This is a genomic window from Micromonospora taraxaci, from assembly GCF_007830095.1.
GTDB lineage: Bacteria > Actinomycetota > Actinomycetes > Mycobacteriales > Micromonosporaceae > Micromonospora > Micromonospora taraxaci.
The window spans coordinates 2,214,837-2,231,279 of the sequence record NZ_VIWZ01000001.1 but is presented as its reverse complement, the minus strand read 5'-3'; the positions used below and the strand labels follow the sequence as shown (position 1 = coordinate 2,231,279).

13 protein-coding genes are annotated in these 16,443 nt (G+C 71.8%); 6 read left to right on the top strand and 7 right to left on the bottom strand.

Translation table 11 applies throughout. The annotated features are described in order from the left end of the window. Positions 1-45: 45 nt before the first annotated feature. Positions 46-264: a winged helix-turn-helix domain-containing protein gene (locus FHU34_RS10555; protein WP_124822494.1), complete on the bottom strand. Its 219-nt coding sequence runs from the start codon at positions 262-264 to the stop codon at positions 46-48. 286 nt (positions 265-550) lie between these two features. Here FHU34_RS10555 and FHU34_RS10550 point away from each other — a divergent pair, with 286 nt between their 5' ends. The 4 genes from FHU34_RS10550 to FHU34_RS10535 are packed head-to-tail and all read left to right on the top strand — an operon-like array spanning position 551 to position 2,622. Beyond that, complete coding sequence (locus FHU34_RS10550) at positions 551-772, top strand: hypothetical protein (RefSeq protein ID WP_145779785.1); 222 nt, start codon at positions 551-553, stop codon at positions 770-772. After that, complete coding sequence (locus tag FHU34_RS10545) at positions 769-1,539, top strand: hypothetical protein (protein WP_145779784.1); 771 nt, start codon at positions 769-771, stop codon at positions 1,537-1,539. The genes FHU34_RS10550 and FHU34_RS10545 overlap by 4 nt, the downstream gene beginning before the upstream one ends. Beyond that, entirely contained in the window at positions 1,536-2,036 is a 501-nt protein-coding gene (locus FHU34_RS10540) for a hypothetical protein (protein WP_145779783.1), read from the top strand. Before FHU34_RS10545 ends, FHU34_RS10540 begins: the two co-directional genes overlap by 4 nt. 49 nt (positions 2,037-2,085) lie before the next feature. Next, on the top strand, positions 2,086-2,622 hold the full coding sequence (locus FHU34_RS10535; protein ID WP_145779782.1) for a hypothetical protein: 537 nt from the start codon (positions 2,086-2,088) through the stop codon (positions 2,620-2,622). Positions 2,623-2,694: 72 nt separating this feature from the next. On the opposite strand, the gene FHU34_RS10530 is transcribed toward FHU34_RS10535, so the two are convergent. Next, on the bottom strand, positions 2,695-3,354 hold the full coding sequence (locus FHU34_RS10530) for a hypothetical protein (protein ID WP_145779781.1): 660 nt from the start codon (positions 3,352-3,354) through the stop codon (positions 2,695-2,697). 249 nt (positions 3,355-3,603) lie between these two features. On the opposite strand from FHU34_RS10530, the gene FHU34_RS10525 reads away from it, so the two are divergent. Then, complete coding sequence (locus FHU34_RS10525; RefSeq protein ID WP_244311924.1) at positions 3,604-6,141, top strand: NACHT domain-containing protein; 2,538 nt, start codon at positions 3,604-3,606, stop codon at positions 6,139-6,141. Here FHU34_RS10525 and FHU34_RS10520 read toward each other — a convergent pair. The 4 genes from FHU34_RS10520 to FHU34_RS10505 all read right to left on the bottom strand — a co-directional run bounded on the left by FHU34_RS10520 (position 6,131) and on the right by FHU34_RS10505 (position 14,002). Beyond that, positions 6,131-7,357, bottom strand: a complete 1,227-nt coding sequence (locus FHU34_RS10520) for a type 1 periplasmic-binding domain-containing protein (RefSeq protein WP_145779779.1) — start codon at positions 7,355-7,357, stop codon at positions 6,131-6,133. The two genes, FHU34_RS10525 and FHU34_RS10520, sit on opposite strands and share 11 nt — an antisense overlap. A 467-nt stretch (positions 7,358-7,824) precedes the next feature. Further along, positions 7,825-8,670 carry a hypothetical protein gene (locus FHU34_RS33605; protein ID WP_145785532.1) on the bottom strand — a complete coding sequence of 282 codons (846 nt, stop codon included), beginning with the start codon at positions 8,668-8,670 and terminating at the stop codon, positions 7,825-7,827. Positions 8,671-8,672: 2 nt separating this feature from the next. After that, positions 8,673-11,204: an FtsK/SpoIIIE domain-containing protein gene (locus FHU34_RS10510; RefSeq protein ID WP_145779778.1), complete on the bottom strand. Its 2,532-nt coding sequence runs from the start codon at positions 11,202-11,204 to the stop codon at positions 8,673-8,675. A 98-nt stretch (positions 11,205-11,302) separates the two neighbouring features. Next, positions 11,303-14,002: a type 1 periplasmic-binding domain-containing protein gene (locus tag FHU34_RS10505; RefSeq protein ID WP_244311606.1), complete on the bottom strand. Its 2,700-nt coding sequence runs from the start codon at positions 14,000-14,002 to the stop codon at positions 11,303-11,305. A 126-nt stretch (positions 14,003-14,128) separates the two neighbouring features. Here FHU34_RS10505 and FHU34_RS10500 point away from each other — a divergent pair, with 126 nt between their 5' ends. Continuing rightward, positions 14,129-15,679 carry a M1 family metallopeptidase gene (locus FHU34_RS10500; RefSeq protein WP_425280522.1) on the top strand — a complete coding sequence of 517 codons (1,551 nt, stop codon included), beginning with the start codon at positions 14,129-14,131 and terminating at the stop codon, positions 15,677-15,679. Positions 15,680-15,911: 232 nt separating this feature from the next. Here the strand turns inward: FHU34_RS10500 and FHU34_RS10495 are convergent, their stop codons facing one another. Next, the gene (locus tag FHU34_RS10495) at positions 15,912-16,427 is read right to left on the bottom strand and encodes a hypothetical protein (protein ID WP_145779776.1); all 516 of its coding nucleotides are present in this window, start codon (positions 16,425-16,427) and stop codon (positions 15,912-15,914) included. Positions 16,428-16,443: the final 16 nt, after the last annotated feature.

The following is a 16,443-nucleotide window of genomic DNA, read 5'->3' as shown; positions in this document are numbered from 1 at the left end:
TCCAAGATCTGGGGTAGACGCCCCACATTCGGGCTCGCTCAGCGGTCAGCGCTCAGCAACGAACACGCCGAGGCCGTGAACGCCCTGCACCCAACCCTGCGTCTGAAGGACCAGGATGGCCTGCCGAACGACGGTCGTCGAAACGCCGTGCTGAGCCTTGAGCTGCACGGTGGACGGCAACTGGTCCCCCGGCGCGAGCTCTCCTGACTCGATTTGGCCCCGGATGTGGTCCGCGAGCCGCTCCCACTTTGGTTTGACGGGCATATGGACTCCCAGGTCTGCCCCGTCATTTGATCACGCGCTACTACTCGTGACAAGTAACGTGTTGTCGTGCTTGCTATCCGTGACTAGTTGTGTAAAGTTCGAAACGGCTGGCTCCCAGGTCTGCAAACCGGAGCTGGTCGTTCCCACCGCGCAGAGAGCGTCCGGTCGGTCGGTCCCCCCTTCCGGCCGGGCGTGCCGGGGTGTGCCCGCACGCCACCCCACGCCATGCCAGCAGCACCCAGCAACGCCATGAACAGCAAGGAGTACGACCCGACGGGAGCCTCCGATGCCCGATCGACCCGACGAATCCCCCACCGAACCACCAGCCGCACCCGAACGACGCTCTCGCCTCGTCTCCGCGCAGGACGTCGAAGACGCCGACGATGTCCTGTTCGCTCATCCGCCGCGCGTGGTGCGTCGCTGGCTCTGCGAGTGCGGAGTCGACTACCCCTGTACGGATGTGCGCTTCGCCCTTCTGGTGAAGTCCAGCGCCGAGGCGGGCGAATGAGCACCGACACCGTGGACGACTTGCGTGACGCCTGGTTGGCCACGATCTCCGCCGCCGACCGGGCCGGCGCGCACCTGCATGGGGCGGGGCCGCTCGGCCGACGGTTGCCCTGGCAGGACGCCGTCACGGAGTGCTGGCGAGCGTTGAGTCTGGTCTACGCCGGCCTGGCCGCGAGCACGCGACCGCCGGGAACCTCGGCCAGGCAACCGCCGGGAAGCTTGAACACGCGGTCACCGGGCACCTCGGCCAGGCGATCGCAGGAAGGCTCGGACACGCGATCGCCGGGAAGCTCGGTCGGAGACCTGCTCGCCGGCCTGCGTTCCGCTCGCGTCGACGCGGATCGGGCCGTCGCGTTGGCCGCCCGTGTCCGCTGGCGGTTGGGTGCGGCCGAGGACCAGCTTCGGCGTACCCGAATCGTGGCGGACGCGGTCGCGGCCCGGCAGTTCGCGGCGGCCATCACCCGGTTGGACCTGGTCGGTGCCCGGCTCGCGGTCGGCGGCCGCCGGATCGACCAGGCGGTGGCGGCGCTGATCAATGTGCTGGCGGCACCGCCGGGACGCAGCGGTGGCACCACGACCAGCGGCGACGCCCACCGGGCGGACAGCACCACAAGCGACATCCGCAACGCCAGCGACACCCGCGACGCCGACAGCGACAGGGTCCGCGCCGAGCAGATCGCCTGCGGCTGCCACGCGGCGAGCGCCCTGGTGGCCAGGAGACATCGACAGCGGAGGGCACGCATGATGATCAGGGGGCGACGATGGTGACCGATCCGCATGCGGCGCTACGAGGCCTGCTGACCGGGCGGCTGCGGGGCCACGAACGGCGGTTACGTCGGTTCACCGAGCGGGACTGGCGGCGGTACGGTGATCTGCTCGCCGGTGCGCTGCTGGTGGCGGTCCGGCGGCGGTTCGTCGCGGGGCAGGATCGGGCCCCGGTGATCCGGTTCGTGGCGTCCGCGCGGGAACGTTACGACGCCGGCGGGCACGACGTCGATCCGGTGTTGGCCGAGGCGCTGGTCTGGGCGGCACTCGGCGAGCGTCCACCGGTGCCCGACAGCGCGGCGGCGGTCGTTGCCCGGACGGTGCTGCTGCTCGGACTCCTTGAGGACGAAGGTCTCACCGACAGCGAACGCGACGAGATCCTCGCTGCCGCCGCGCAGGCCGTCGACGCATCGACGCAGGACGCCGAACGGCAGGAGACCGACAGGACGCGGATCCGGGACCGGGTTCGCGGGGCGGTGCCGGGGCGGGAAGCGCCGTAGACTCCGCAGCCGGCGAGGGTGATGGCCAGCGCGGGATGGGGGCGGCGACGTGACACCTGCGGGTACGCCCAGCAGACCGCCCGGCCGACGTCGGTTGGCTCTCGCCGTCGGGTTGGGCGGTGGTCTCGCGCTGCTGCTGGCCCTCCTGCTCGCTATTCCGCAGGTGACCGGAGACGGTTGGGGCTTGCGCGACAGGCCCACGCCCACACCGGCATCGTCACCGCAGGGCCAGGTCAGCCGGGACTGCGTCGTGCACCTCAAGGGCCAGGAGGCAGCGGCGCTGTTCCTGCGGGACATCCCGGCGGACCGGTGGGGAGACCCGGTACGGGGAACTGTTTCGACGTTCAGTGAGCCGTACGTGCTCTGGCTCTTCGACTCCGAGTGCCAGCCTCACCGGGCGATCGAGATGCCGCCGCGAACCACTCGGACGTTCACTGCCCAGGTGGGCCAGGTCTGGTACTACGCCGAAGCGTCAGCGAAGCAACCCGGCGACGGCTGCACCTGCCGCGTCTTCGGTTTGTCCACCACGGAGCAGGAGTTCAGCGACACCGGACGCCTCAGTTACCACAGCGAGCAGCCGGGATAATCGACACGACATCGCCGCAGTCGAGGCATCCCCAGAATGCGGACCAGCCCTGACTGCGACGACAACGGTGGATCACGCCGCTGAGGGCGGCCCGTTCTGCACCCGGTTGATCAGGTCGTGCAGTGGCTTGGTGCCACTGCCGACCATCACACCGGTCACGATGGCGTCGATCCAGATCGCCACCCCGTTCCAGTCACCGCCAGCGACCGCGTGCAGGATGTAGAACCCGCCAGCGCTGGACGCCACGGTGGCCAGCCCACTCGCAAGGCCCCACGCGACGACCGTGCGGTTCGCCTTGGCCCGCGCCACCGTCGCCGTGGCCGTGGCGACCGCCTCGCGGTCGGCCTCGGTCGGGCCGTCGGTCCGGGCGTCCACCTCGGCCACCGCTCGTGCCAACGCGGCCTCGGCGGCCCGTCCGGGCAGCCAGCGTGAGAACGGTTCCAGGATCCGTTCGACAGCCGCGGCGAACACCAGGAGGGTGAGGAAGACAGCCGTGGAGTCCTCCGGCTGGATCTTCGCGGCGGAGATACCGCTACGCCAGATCGCCCAGGCGGCGACAGCTCCGGCGGCGATCAGCCCGAACCCTGCGAGCACCGCCCCGGGACCGGCCTGCTGCGACGCCGCGACGACGGTCAGCCCCGACTCCTGATCGGCTCGTGGCGCGGCCGCCTCGGCTGTCGCACTGTCCCGAACGGATTCCACCTCGACGGTGGTGGACGCCTGTCCCTGCACTGTCCTGCCCAACCTTTCGACCTGCCGTTCGCCGAGACGTCTAGGCGTGAATCTCGCGATCCCGAACGACTGCGCACCCACGGCGCTCGGGCGGGGAGATTACGGCACCAATGTGGACGCTGTGGTGCCCGGGTGTGCGGCGCGCTACAGCGCCCGACGGCGACTTCACAGCGAACAGAACAACCCCGGTGAGTCGTGACCGCTCAGTAACGCTTCGTGACAGGAATGGCGCACCATTGGTACGTGGACATGCTGGAGTGGCTGGGGGCGGTGCTCGAATGGATCCAGAAGGTGGATCCGCTGATGAGCGCTGCGGTGACCGCAGTGGCGTTGTCGGGCTGGGTGGTGCGACGGATGGGGCAGCTCCGACGTGGTGCTCCGGAGGAGCGGTACCGCCGGTGGTTCGTCGAGGAGTACCAGGTGTACAACCCGTACCTGGCGGCACCGGAGACACTGCGGCTCGAACGGACCCTGGTGCCGTTGTTCGTCACCGAGGACGGGCAGCCGGACCGTGCCGCCGACGCCGCCGAACGAATCGCCGACCGGGCCGGGCACGTCGTGCTCCTCGGTGACGCCGGGTCCGGCAAGACGACGACGCTCAAGGCGTTCGGGATCGCGGCGCTGGGCGGTGTCGACGGTCGCAGTGGGACGGGCCGGGACCAGGAGGTGCCGTTCCTGGTGCCGGTACGGCTGCTGCGTGGGGTCGTGCAACCCGGGGCGCTGACCGACTACATCCTCGCCATGCTGCGGTCACAGAAGGGGCTTGCCCTGACCAGGGAGGAGGCCGACCAGTTCCTCGCCCAGGTGTTGCAGCAGCGGCGTTGCGTCGTGTTGCTCGACGGGCTGGACGAGGTGACGCCGACGACGTACGCGGCAGTGCGGGACGAGGTGTACCGCTTCCTCAGCGACCACACACCGGAGCTGCCCACCGCCAACGCCCGGATCGTGATCACCTGTCGGCGGCTCACCTTCCTGCGGATCGCCGAGGACTGGCAGGCGGAGCGGTTCGGAGCACACCGCAGCTATGCGCTGGCGCCGTTGCGGGACACCGAGATACTCGCCTACCTGCGGGCCTTCCCGGACCGGTTCCCGGAGGTCGACGGGCCACAGCGGTTCATGCAGCAACTCCGCTCCTCGGGCACGTTGGGCCTGCACCGCAACCCGCTGGTCCTCTCGATGTCGGTGGGCCTGTACGCGGGCCGGAAGTTCCCCGCCATCGCGCACTCCACCGCCCGGCTGTACGACGAGATGATCGACGAGATGCTCGGCCGGCACAGTTTCCGGGCCGACGGCCTCACCACCGGTGTGAACGAGTTCGACCAAGCCGACAAGCTGCGGGTTCTGCGGGAGTTCGCGCTGCGGGCGGCGCTCGGCCCGCAGGGGTTCGGGCCGTTCAGCCGGCTGGCGCTCGTCGAGTTCGTGTCCGCGACCGGGGACCGGCTCCGGCAGACCCTCCACGGCCGGGCCGGCGAGTTCGTGGACGAGATCATCGACCGGTCCGGGCTGCTCAGCCGGGTCGCCGACGGGCAGTACGAGTTCGTGCACCGCTCGCTGCAGGAGCACCTGGTCGCCTCCGAACTGCTCCGCCAGGGCGACGACGGCCTGCGACTGCTGCGTGAGCGGGTGATGGAACGCGAGTGGCGTCGGGTGGTGCTCTTCTACACGGCCGTCGCGGACCAGTCGGTCGTCACCGACTTCATCGGGGAACTGGCCGAGATCGACCCGGTGCTCGCCTGCGCCTGCCTGGCCGGGGCGGACTGCCTCAACCCGGTCGGGTTCGCCGTACTCGATCGGATGGCCGAACCACTGCGTGACCCCGCGCCGGCGGTGATGCTCCCCGCCCTGGCAGCGGTCCTGAGCGCCACGGCGTCCCCCCGCGCGGCGATCCGCGACGCCGCCCGGGAACAGGCGTTCACCTGGCTGACCAAGGTCGCGGGAGGAGCGGACGCGGCGGACGCGCTCGGGGGCACCCACGAGACGCTGCTCGACGTGATGACGATGCTCGTGGAACGGCTGGGCGAGAGCTCGGTCAGCCGCTCCATGGTCGTCCGCCTGGTCGCCGTCGTACCCGACGATCCGCGGTTCGTCGAACCGTTGTGGCGGTGTCTGCGTACCGCCGAGGGTGCCGCCGCCGACGACCAGTCGCTCGTGGCGCTGGTCGACCGACTGCTCCGGCTCGCCACCGACCCGGCGTGTTTCGCGGCGTTGCAGCGCCAACCGGCCGCGCACCCGAGGTTCGCCACCGCGCTCCTGCGGCAGCAGGTGTACCCGTTCCGGCGCGGGCTGGACCGACAGTCGAACCTGGTGACGCTGCTGTGCTGGGCTCAGGAGGTCGGGCTGGCAGCGCCGGACATCAACCGCTTCCTGGCGGCCAAGGCCACCGACCCGGCCCGTTGGGCGAGCCTCGAAGCGGACTGGCGTCACCAGTCCGCCTCGGCCGTCGTCCCGGTGTTCCGGGCGCAGCGGGTCGACCGGCACCGGGCCGAACGGGCGACTGGCGCGATGCTGGCAGTGCTCTCCGTCGCGGCGCTCGTCGCGGTCGGGTGGGATCTGGCCCGAGCACGTGGGGTGCTGAGCCCGGCCGTCGGCGGCGCGATGGTCGTGCTGGCGGCGGCGGAGCTGGGGTTGGCGCTGACCATGCTCGGGTTCCAGCCGCAGGGCGGGATGCGCAGGGTACGGCTGTGGCGGCCCAACGAGTGGGTAGACGCCTACGAGGACCCGCGCAGCCGACACTGGCTGGTGCCCGACGCGGGCGACGGTCGGCCCGCTGGCGGCGTCACCGGGTGAGGTACGGCGCGACGTCGGCGGGCAGTCGGGGGCCGGTCCGGCCGAGTTGCCGGTACGCCACGACCTTGCCGGTGGCCCGCCCGTCGCCGTTCGCCCGCAGGCCGAACGACAGGGTGCCGGACGCGCCGTGGACCTGGTGCGCCAGCGCGAGGTTGCCGAACTGGGTCTGCACGTCGGCGACGCCCGGCACGCTGTTGCCCAGGGCGGCCACCCGGATCGCCCGGACGGCGCTCGCCACGGCGTCGTGGTGCATCATCGCGTACCCGTCGTTGAGGGAGTCGTCGCGGAAACCCGCGTCGCGGTGCGCCTTGAGGAAGTCCGCGAAGCCGTCCGGTGTGCCGGGTCGGTTGGCGACCCAGGCCGGCGCGTCCGCCGAGGAGGCCCAGATGACCGACACGTTGGCCTCGTCCAGCAGACCCACCTGCTGGGGCGTGAGCTGGAAGCCGGTGGCACCGACCATGATGGTCAGCGGATGTTTGCGGCAGCTCCGCACCTTGAGCGCCTCGGCGAAGCTTGGGAAGTCGGCGACGCGGCCGGCGAAGAACACCGTGTCTGTTTGCAGGCGTGGGTCGACGACCGCGTTGCACAGGTTCAACACCACCGGAGTGAAGACGTTCGGGGTGGCGGGACTGTCGACCGTCCCGCCGTTGAAGGGAGGCGATCCGGTCTTGATGTGATCCTTCAGCACCTCGGTGAACGCCGCCGTCAACGTCCGCGGGTACGGGTCGTCGTTCTGGTCGGCGACGATCATGCCGCTGCGCAGGGGCAGCACGTCGCGCTGCTTGTCCAGGAGATCCTTCAACGCCAACGCGTAGTCCATGTTGCTCGGTGACACGCTGTGGAACGTCGGGTACGAGACCGCGTTGAAGTCCGTCGCCGAGGTGACCGCCCCGACCATCGGGATGCCGACGTCCCGCGCCGACAGCTTCGCCGCCACGTCCTTGCTGCCCTGGAAGCTGGAGCCGAGACCGACGACCGCGACCAGCGGGTTCTCGGCAGTGCGCAGCGCCACGATCTGGTCCACGAGCTCGACGTGGAACGGCTGCCGACTGCCCTGGTTGACCAGTAGCAACTGCACGGCAGGCGCGTTTTTGTCGCCGAAGGCGGACGAGCTGTTGGCCCTCTGCAGGGCCGCGTACGCGCCCTGCAGACTGAACCTGATCTGGTCGAGGGACATCGCCGAGGCGGCCGGCGGGCGGGCCACGCTCAGCGGCACCAACAAAACGATCCGGACGTAGCGCGAAGAGCTCTTCTCGACCTCTCGGTTAACGGCCATAATTTTGTCGGCGACCGGCCTTATTGCGGGATCCAGCGTGGCACTGTCGGTTATCGGACCAAGGCACTCGTCCGTTTCCGCAGTCAATATCCCCGGGCAGGCATTCGCGGTCGCGGTCGGCCTACCAGCTGGCGATGGATCGGGCTCGCGCTGCTTGAGGACGAGCACGCCGACGAGCGCGAGCAACGCGAGGGCAATCACCCCGGCGAGCACGAACCGTAGAGCATTCGTTCCGGCCCAACGAATCACCGGACCTCCTCATCGCGCGCGAACTGCGTGTCTGGACATCGACTATAACCACAGCCACAACGCCCGACTCACCCTGAAGCTCACGTGAATAATTCACGCGTGTGTCGCGGTCAACACGCTCGGAATCGGACCAGCAGAAATGACAGAAATCGCAGGGATCAGCGCAACCCGCGCACCAGCAGCAGGTAGGCGCAGTAGGCCATCGGCACCACCAGGAAACAGATCAGGAACCCGAGCGGCAGATACCGCGGCGGGGTGCCGGCCACCATGGCGGGTCGCCCCCACCGGCCCAGCACCAGGTACCCGCCGAAGAACGCCACCGCCGGCAACCCCGCGCAGATCCACGCGCCAAGGGTGAACCCGTCGACCAGACCGACCCCGGAGGCGAGCACCAGGGCCAGCACCAGCACCCCGGCGGCAGCACCACACCCGGCGTAGACGGCGACCGCCCGCGCCAACGGTGACCACGTCGGTAGCAGCGCCGGTCGCTGGGCCAGCACCTCCGCCTGCTGCCCGTGCCGGTCGGCCTCGTCGGCCATCCGCCGGGCCAGCTCCAACTCGACGGTCGGGTCGACCGCCGCCGCGCGCTGCGCCGGCACCCCGACGCCCGCCGGGCTCACCGCCGTCGGCAACGCCAGCCGAGCCTCCCCCGCCAGCAACTCGGGGTACGCCCCGACCCCAGCCCGCCCCGGCGCGCCGGCTGCGCCGGCGTCTCCCCCGTCCCCGGTCCCGGGTGGGGTGGACGGAGCCGATCCGGCGCTGGACGGTGGTGTGGAAGGGGCCGACCCGACGCTGGACGGTGGGCCGGGTGGCGGTTGGTCGATGCCGATCGCGCGGCCGAGCTGGTCGAGGCGGTGCCCCTGGGCGGTCAGCCGCTGCTGGAGGTAGTCGACGGCGGCGTGCAGGTCACGGCGGCGTGCGGCCTCGGTGGCGGCGTGCTGTTCGCCGGCGCGGCGCTGCTCGGAGAGCTGTCGGGCCAGCGCCGCGTACTCCTCGAAGGACACTGTCACCGCTCCCCGTCCGGTTCGTGCCCGTCGCCGGCGAACGGGACGATCAGCCGGGTGCGCTGGTCGTGCCGGTCGATCAGCAGCGCCCGGTCGGAGCGGGGCGTGTAGGCCAGGTCGTGTGTCCCGAGGTGCAGGGCCAACTCGGGACCGGGCACGTTGAGGGCGACCAGGCAGGCGATGTCGTCGCGGTTCTGGGTGCCGCCGAGGTCGTCGGCGAGGCGTCGCAGCCCGCGCCACCATCCGAGCAGGTGCACCCCCTGCCCGGGGCCCTGGCGCAGGAGTTCGCGCAGGTCGTCCAGGCCGGAGCGGAACGTGCCCGGGTCGGTCGCACCGAGAACAGGCGCGGCGGCGTCCATACCGAACACCACCAGGTACTCGCGACCGTCGGGCTCACCGGCCAGGGTGGCGATCCGGTCGCGCAGCCCGGCCGCGTCGAGACGCGACACCTGGTGACCGGCCGCCCGGAGGACGGCCTCGGTGTCGTCGGCTACCGGGTCGGCGGCGGTGACCAGGGAGGCCACCTGGAACCGGGCGTGACCGGGAGCGTGTTGGCGGGCCAGGCTCACCGTCGCGGCGCGCAGCACGTCCGCGCCGGTCGGCGCGGTGCCCACCACGGCGAGGTGCCGGCCGGGTGTTGCGTCCATCAGGAACAGGGCGGTCGTGCCGTGCACGTCGACGGTACGGCCGACCAGGGCCATCGGGCGCCGGCCACCGGGACGCAGTCCGGCGAAGGTCGAGTCGTTCTCGACCCGCGCGGCCTCGTACCCCTTGAAGACCGCCGGTGCCCGCGAACCCGGCGGACGGGCCTGCCACAGCTCGTGGCGCAACGCGGCCAGGTCAGCGGCGGCGGCGTGCGCGTCGGGGAACCGCAGCACGGTGTCGGCGCCGACCGCGCCGGCGGCGGTGTTGACCACCGCGGAGCCGATCGGCAGGGCCGCGGCGGCGTCGTTGAGCTGGTCGAGCACCCCACCCCCGCCAGGCAACGCCACCCGCAACGCGAACTGCCCGAAGATCGCCTCGGCCCGACCGTAGAGGGCCTCGATGCCGGTCATGCTCTGGCTGGCCAGCACCAGGTGGATGCCGTACGAGCGGCCCTTGCGGGCCAACTCCTCCAGCAGGTCCACGGATTCGCGGGCCAGCGTGTCGTTGCCGGCCAGCAGCACGTGGAACTCGTCGACGACCGCCACGATGCGGGGCAGCGGATTGTCCCGGGGCAGGTCGGCGAGCTTGGTGACACCGTGCCGCTTGAGCGCGCCGGCCCGGCGTTGCGCCTCCCGGCGCAGCTCGCGCAGGACGGCGAGGCCGTACTCGCGGTCGGATTCGATGCCGACGGCTCGGGCGTGCGGCAGCCAGGACGGGTCGCGGCCCGTGGGCACGAACTCGGTGAAGCTCACGCCCTCCTTGAAATCGAGCAGGTAGAGCTGCAACTCGGCCGGCGAGTAGCGGGCGGCCAGCCCGTAGAGGACGTCGAGGAGGAAGACGGTCTTGCCCGCGCCGGTGCGCCCACCGACCAGCCAGTGCGGGGTGGCGTCGTCGAAGGCCAACGTCAGCGGGGCGTTGCCGGCCCGGCCGATCACCGTCCGCAGACCGTTGCCGGCGGACTCGGCCCACCGCCGCTCGGGCAGCAGGTCGGTGAACGGCAGCGCGTCGGCGCGTCGGGTGGCGGCCCCGAGGTGCTCGGCGAGCGCGCGTACCGAGGCGGGCGGCGGGTCACCGTCGAGCAGCACGGGTGCGGCGAGCCCACTGCCGTCGGCGCTGAACGGAACGCCGGGTGGGTCGCCGACGTGAGCGTACCCCTGGTCGAGTCGGATCGCTGTGGTGCCGCCCAGCGGCGGTGCGGTCTCGCCGGGCAGCCGGGACGGGTGTCCGGTGAGCAGGACGCAGACGGCGGCGGCCGGGCCGGCGTGGGTGAGCGCGGCGAGCCGGGCCAGCTCGCGCGGCGGCGGCGCGGCGGTGGCGACCACCACCAGGAGGTGCCGGGCGGTGGGTGGACCGTGCTGCGCGGCCCGGGCGTGCTGCTCGGCGGCGTCGAGCAGCGCGGTCACCTCGGCTTCACTGGTGGCCGGCGGGTCGAGCACCCCGGCGTCGAGCAGGGGGCGCAACGGGCCGAAGGTGGCGCCCAGCGCGGCCGTGTCGATGCCGACGACCCGGACCTGACCGGGCGGTGCGGTGGCGACCAGTCGCAGCACCAACGCCCGCAGCAACCCGGCGACCAGCGGGGACCGGGCGTCGGTGTCGATGGCCAGGTGGTGACCGCCGCCGAGTGGGACCAGCACCGGGAAGTCACCGTCCGGGGTGGACGCCGCGCCGATCCGCACCGCGGCCGGCGCGTCGGTCAGCGGCGTGACACCCGGAGCGGGAGTGGCAAGGGTGCCGCCGAGACGTGCGAGTCGGGTCACCAGGTCACCGACGCCGGTCGAGCCGACGGCGGCGGCTGCCGTGCCGAGCGCGTTGCGGGCGTTGTCCAGGTGCGCTCGGGCCGCCCGGTGGGAGTTGACCGCCTGCCCGTACGCCGACGCGAGCCTGCCCACCCTCTGCCCCCAACGCCGACGGCTGCCTGGTCCCAGGAACCCTAACGGACGCCGGTGGCACCCGGACAGTCCTGCCAGGACGTGTCACGCCGGGTCTGTCACGTGGGCCCGCACGGCACCGGGTCGGCGGTGTCGGCAAGGCCGCAGCGGAACACCTCCACCGGCGCCGTGGCCACGTCGGGCACCTGCTCCACCCGCAGCAGGGCCAGCCGTTTGTCGACCGGCTCGCCTGACTCGGGCGTGAACCGGATCAGCCCGGCCACCCCCCGGTACCCCTGGCCGGCGTTCTGCCGGAGCACCTCCGCGTGCACGGCGACCGGATTGACCGACGTCGGCTCCCACCGCTGGCGCGGGTCGGCGTGGTGCAGGCGGGCGGCGAGGCTCTCCACCGCTCGGATCATCATCATCGCCGCGTCGTAGGCGAGGCTGACCCGCTCGCCGACCTGGTGCCCGGTCTCCGGCCGGCAACGCGGCGGGTCGAGCAGGTCGTCGGCCTGGATCCAGGACAGGAAGCTGGCCCGCGCGTCGTCGTCACGTCGCTCCTGGGCGGCCCGCAGCGCGGCGCAGGTGGCCAGGGAGGCCTTGGAGACGTACGTGACGGGCAGGTTGCCGGGGGCTGCGGCGCGCAGCCCGGGATTGGCCATGTAGCGGTTGACCGAGTCGTCGGCGACGAGATGCCGGGGCGGGTTGCCGCCGCACTCGCGCAACGCCCGCAGGAAACCGTCGAACTCCGTCCAGCGGCCCGCGTAGAAGAGCAGGCCGGGGTAGCCGCACTCGTCGGTCAGCCGCTCACCGGTGCGCCACTCTTCGAGGCGCGTCATCCGGGGACCGAACCGTTGCCGGAGCCCGTCGACGAGCGTGCCCACGTACAGGTCCTCGGTGAGCGTGCTGCCCTCCAGCGTCGTGTAGTAGACGTGCGCCTCGTTGACCTTCAGCACCTGTTGGGCGTACGCGTCGACCATCTCCACCTGGTCGGTGTTGGGCGCGGAGATCTGCAGGTAGAGGCGGGAGTTCGCGTCCATCCGGTCGGCGGAGAGCGTGGGCGCCAGCACCGGCAGCCCGACCTTGTTCAGCTCGCGCAGCGCTCGGGCGGTGCTCGTCCGGCTCTCCACCAGACCGACCACCCCGACCACAGTGGGGTCGTCCGAGGCCAGCTCGGCCAGCATCGACACGGCCCGGTCCGCGTAGATCATCTGCCGGCCACCGTTGGCCACCACGATCCGCAGCAGCGCGGCACCGTCGGCGCCGGCCGACTCCTTCAGCAACGCGTACTGGGCGGTGGCCATGCCTTCGAGCTCCTCGCGCTCGGAGACGTAGGACTCCTCGTCGGCGCGGGTCCGGTTGCCGGTCAGGGTGCCCAGGTAGACCAGGGTCAGGAAGGGCCGGCGTCGGTCGCTGCGCTGCCAGACCTCCTCGGCGGCGCGGTTCTGCGCGAAGATCCGCTCCTGGATGGTCCGCAGCCCGTCCTGGCCGGGGTCGTTGTTGAACACCTGCGCGGCACTGTCGCTGTAGCCGACGCACTCGCCGCTGGCGACCACCTCGACCGACACCCGGCCGCCGGTCAACGACGGGTGGCAGCCCGGCCCCCACCGGCTGCCCGCCCAGACACCCAGCGCCGCGACCAGCACCAGGCAGAGCGCCGCCGGCAGGAAACGCCTCGACCACCAGGGCGGATCGGGCGCGGAGAACGGCCGGACGCTGCCCCGCGACGGCGGGCCGGTGTCGGTGTCGTCGGGACGCAACGCCACGAGCCAGGCGGCCGGGCGGCGCAGCCGCCGCATCTCCGGCAGCGCCTCGGTCCACTCGTCGTACGCCTCGTCGGCCTCGGTCAGCGGATGCGGCTCGGGCAGCTCCGGCGGTGGTTGCCCGCCGGACACGACGATGAGCAGCGGGTCGTTGCGGCCGGTCTCGGTGCGGACGTCGCCGACCAGGCGCACCAGTTCACCGCCGACGTTGCCGGGCGCGACGTGGTCGATCAACAGCACCGGGTACGCGGTGCGCCGCCAGTCCGACGGGCGCCACGGCCGACGCCGGTACGCCTGCCGCAGGTCCTCCAGGAACGCGTGCAACAGCAGCTTGTTGACCTGGTCGGGTTGCTCGCCGTCACGCCACCCGGCGGTGAGGCGCTCGGCGAAGCCGAGGAACGTGACCGACTGCCGAGGCGCGAGGTACTGCTGGCGCATGAACCAGGTGTAGTGCCGCCCGAGCACCGGCACCCGGCCGGAGACGGCGGCCCGGAAGACCACCCCCGGCACGGCGCGGCGGACCAGCCAGAGCAGCAGCTGCGAGACGATGCTGACCGCGTCACCGCCGCTGGGCGGCGCTTCGGGAGCGCGCGGGCCCCGGCGGTCGCGCAACCGGCGTACCAGGGCCGCGCGGCTGTCGTCGCCGTCGACGCCGAAGGTGAGGCTCTGGTGCATCAGCCAGTCGGCGAGCGGGTAGTGCCGAAAGCGCAGCCGGGCGGCGCCGAACGCCTCCAGGGAGAGCTGCCGGTGCAGCTCGCGCAGCAGCGCTGACACGTCCCCGGCACCCGGCGGCGCGTCGGCGTCCAGCACGGCGTGCGGCACCCGCCGCCGGGGACCCTGTCCGAGGAATCGGCGCAGCGGCGTCATCAGGTCCGACGTGTCCGAGCGGACCAGCCAGAGCAGCGGCAGCCGGCGGTCGCCGCGACGGGGCCGCCGCAGCAGCCGGGCGAGCAGCGCGAAGAACTCCAGCCCGCCGGCTGGCAGCCGGTCCCGACCGCCCGCGGCCTGCCGCTGACCGATCAACTCCCGCTTGGGCACCTCGGACCGCCGCACGCGTCACCTCCGATCCACACAGTGTGACCTTGTGGAGCAAGACGCACCAGAGATCGACGCCGATCGGGGGTGTCGCGGGCCGGCGACGTTCACAGTTGTCGATTAGGTTGGCGTGGCGAACACCCGATGGAGGGAGTCCACCTCGTGCGACGAGCACTCACGGCGGCCACCGCCGCCCTGACCCTCACCACCGCCGGCACCGTGCTCGCCGGCACCCCCGGCCAGGCGGCCCCGGCGGGCTGGGGCCGGCCGATCGTCACGGCCGCGCCGCAACCCGGCGCGTCCGGCCTGGGCGACACCTACTTCCCCGACTACGGCAACGGCGGCTACGACGTCGAGCACTACGACGTCCGGCTGCGCTACGACCCGGCCACCGACCTGCTCACCGGCACCACCACCATCCTCGCCACCGCCACTCAGGACCTCTCGACGTTCAATCTGGACTTCCTGCTCGACGTCGAGTCGGTCCGGGTCAACGGCTGGGCGGCGACCACCAGCACCGCCGGTGTCCACGAGTTGGTGGTCACCCCGGCCCGCACGGTGACCCGGGGCCAGCAGCTCACCATCGTGGTGCGTTACTCCGGTATCCCGTCGGAGACCCTGGTCGGCGGCTACACCGGCTGGACGCGGACCGACGACGGCGCGCTCGCCGTCAACGAGCCCGAGTCGGCGTGGTGGTGGTTCCCCAGCAACGACCACCCCCTGGACAAGGCCACGTTCGACATCTCGGTGTCGGTGCCCACCGGCGTCGAGGTGATCAGCAACGGTGTGCAGCCGAGGCCCCCGGCGGCCGAGGCCGGCAACCGCACGCGCTGGATCTGGCGGACCACCTCCCCCACGGCCACCTACCTGGCCTTCATGGCCATCGGCCAGTACGACATCGTCACCGACACCACCCCGGGCGGCCAGCCGGTGGTCAACGCGTACAGCACCTCACTGGGCGCCCTCGGGCCGGCCGCGCGTGCCAGCATCGAGCGGACCGCCGAGATCGTCGACTGGTGCGGCGGGATCTTCGGGCCGTACCCGTTCGAGGCGCAGGGTGGCGTGGCCGGTCCGGTCGACGGCATCAGCTTCGCCCTGGAGACGCAGACCCGACCGGTGTACGGGCCGGGCTTCTGGCGGCGCGGTGCCAACACGTACGTGGTGGTGCACGAGAACGCCCACCAGTGGTTCGGCGACTCGGTCTCGGTGGCCGAGTGGCGACACATCTGGCTCAACGAGGGTTTCGCCTCGTACGCCGAGTGGCTGTGGTCGGAGGAGCAGGGTGAGGGCACCGCGCAGGAGGTGTTCGACTTCACCTACGCCAGCTACCCGGCCGACGACGAGTTCTGGCAGGTGCTGCCCGGTGACCCGGGTGCCGGCCGGATCTTCGACAACGCGGTCTACGACCGGGGCGCGATGACGTTGCACCAGCTCCGGCTGGCCGTCGGCGACGACGCGTTCTTCGAGATCCTGCCGGCCTGGGCCACCGAGCACCGGTACGGCAACGGCACGATCGCGCAGTTCCAGGCGCTGGCCGAGCGGATCTCCGGGCTGGACCTGGACGACCTGTTCACCACCTGGCTCTTCACCGCAGGCCGCCCCGACGTGGCCAGCGCCGCCCGCAAGGCCGCCCCGCCGGCCGAGCCGAAGTCCTGGGCCAAGATCCGCGAGGCGCATGACCTGATGTCGCACTGAGGATCCGGTGTGGACCGGAAGGGCCCGTCGCCCCTGCGGCGGGCCCTTTCCGGGTCGCCACTGCCCGGCATCCCGCTGCTCTCCCGCGACCCGGACCGAGGACCGACCACTTCGGTGCGTGCCTGTAGACCTGCCCCGGATATGGGGCGATGACGGCGCCCCACATCTGGGGCAGGTCTACAGGGACCGCCGAGGTCGTCATCCACCCGGCCGAGGACCTGGCGAGACCTGATCACGCAGTCGCTGGCACACCCGTCGCCGTAGCCGTGCTCGCCTCGACCGCGCGGATGTGCCGGTAGGCGAACCAGAGGGGTGGGAACGCCCCGACCGCGAAGGACAGGTCGACGAGCGTCCAGAACCAGGGGATGTCCCGGATCGGCCCGCAGATCAGCGCCAGCGGGACGATGCCCGCGCAGGCGATCATGCCGACCTGCACCACCCAGACGTTGCGCACCGGGTCACGCAGTGGCCCCCAGAACGCCACCGCCAGCACCAGGTGGGCGAAGGCCAGCCAGTCGGTGCCGTACAGCAGGAACGGGTAGTCGTCGCCGGCTGTCACGAGCCCGGTGTGCACCCGCTCGATCCAGGCGACCAGGGCGGGCAGTTGGTCGGAGAGCGGGTCCAGCGCGCGCAGCAACCAGCGCACCTCGATCTCCAGCGGAAAGGCGGTGGCACCGCTCAGGAAGAGCCCGATCAGCACGATCCACAGCCACCGACGGGTCCGTCGTAGCCGCTCCTCGATGTCCATGATCGGAGCGTAACGA

What these genes read in the sequence shown, in the direction of transcription:
- FHU34_RS10555 (WP_124822494.1), bottom strand. Translation starts at nt 264, where the DNA reads ATGCCCGTCAAACCAAAGTGGGAGCGGCTCGCGGACCACATCCGGGGC.
- FHU34_RS10550 (WP_145779785.1), top strand. Translation starts at nt 551, where the DNA reads ATGCCCGATCGACCCGACGAATCCCCCACCGAACCACCAGCCGCACCC.
- FHU34_RS10545 (WP_145779784.1), top strand. Translation starts at nt 769, where the DNA reads ATGAGCACCGACACCGTGGACGACTTGCGTGACGCCTGGTTGGCCACG.
- FHU34_RS10525 (WP_244311924.1), top strand. Translation starts at nt 3,604, where the DNA reads ATGCTGGAGTGGCTGGGGGCGGTGCTCGAATGGATCCAGAAGGTGGAT.
- FHU34_RS10500 (WP_425280522.1), top strand. Translation starts at nt 14,129, where the DNA reads ATGGAGGGAGTCCACCTCGTGCGACGAGCACTCACGGCGGCCACCGCC.
- FHU34_RS10495 (WP_145779776.1), bottom strand. Translation starts at nt 16,427, where the DNA reads ATGGACATCGAGGAGCGGCTACGACGGACCCGTCGGTGGCTGTGGATC.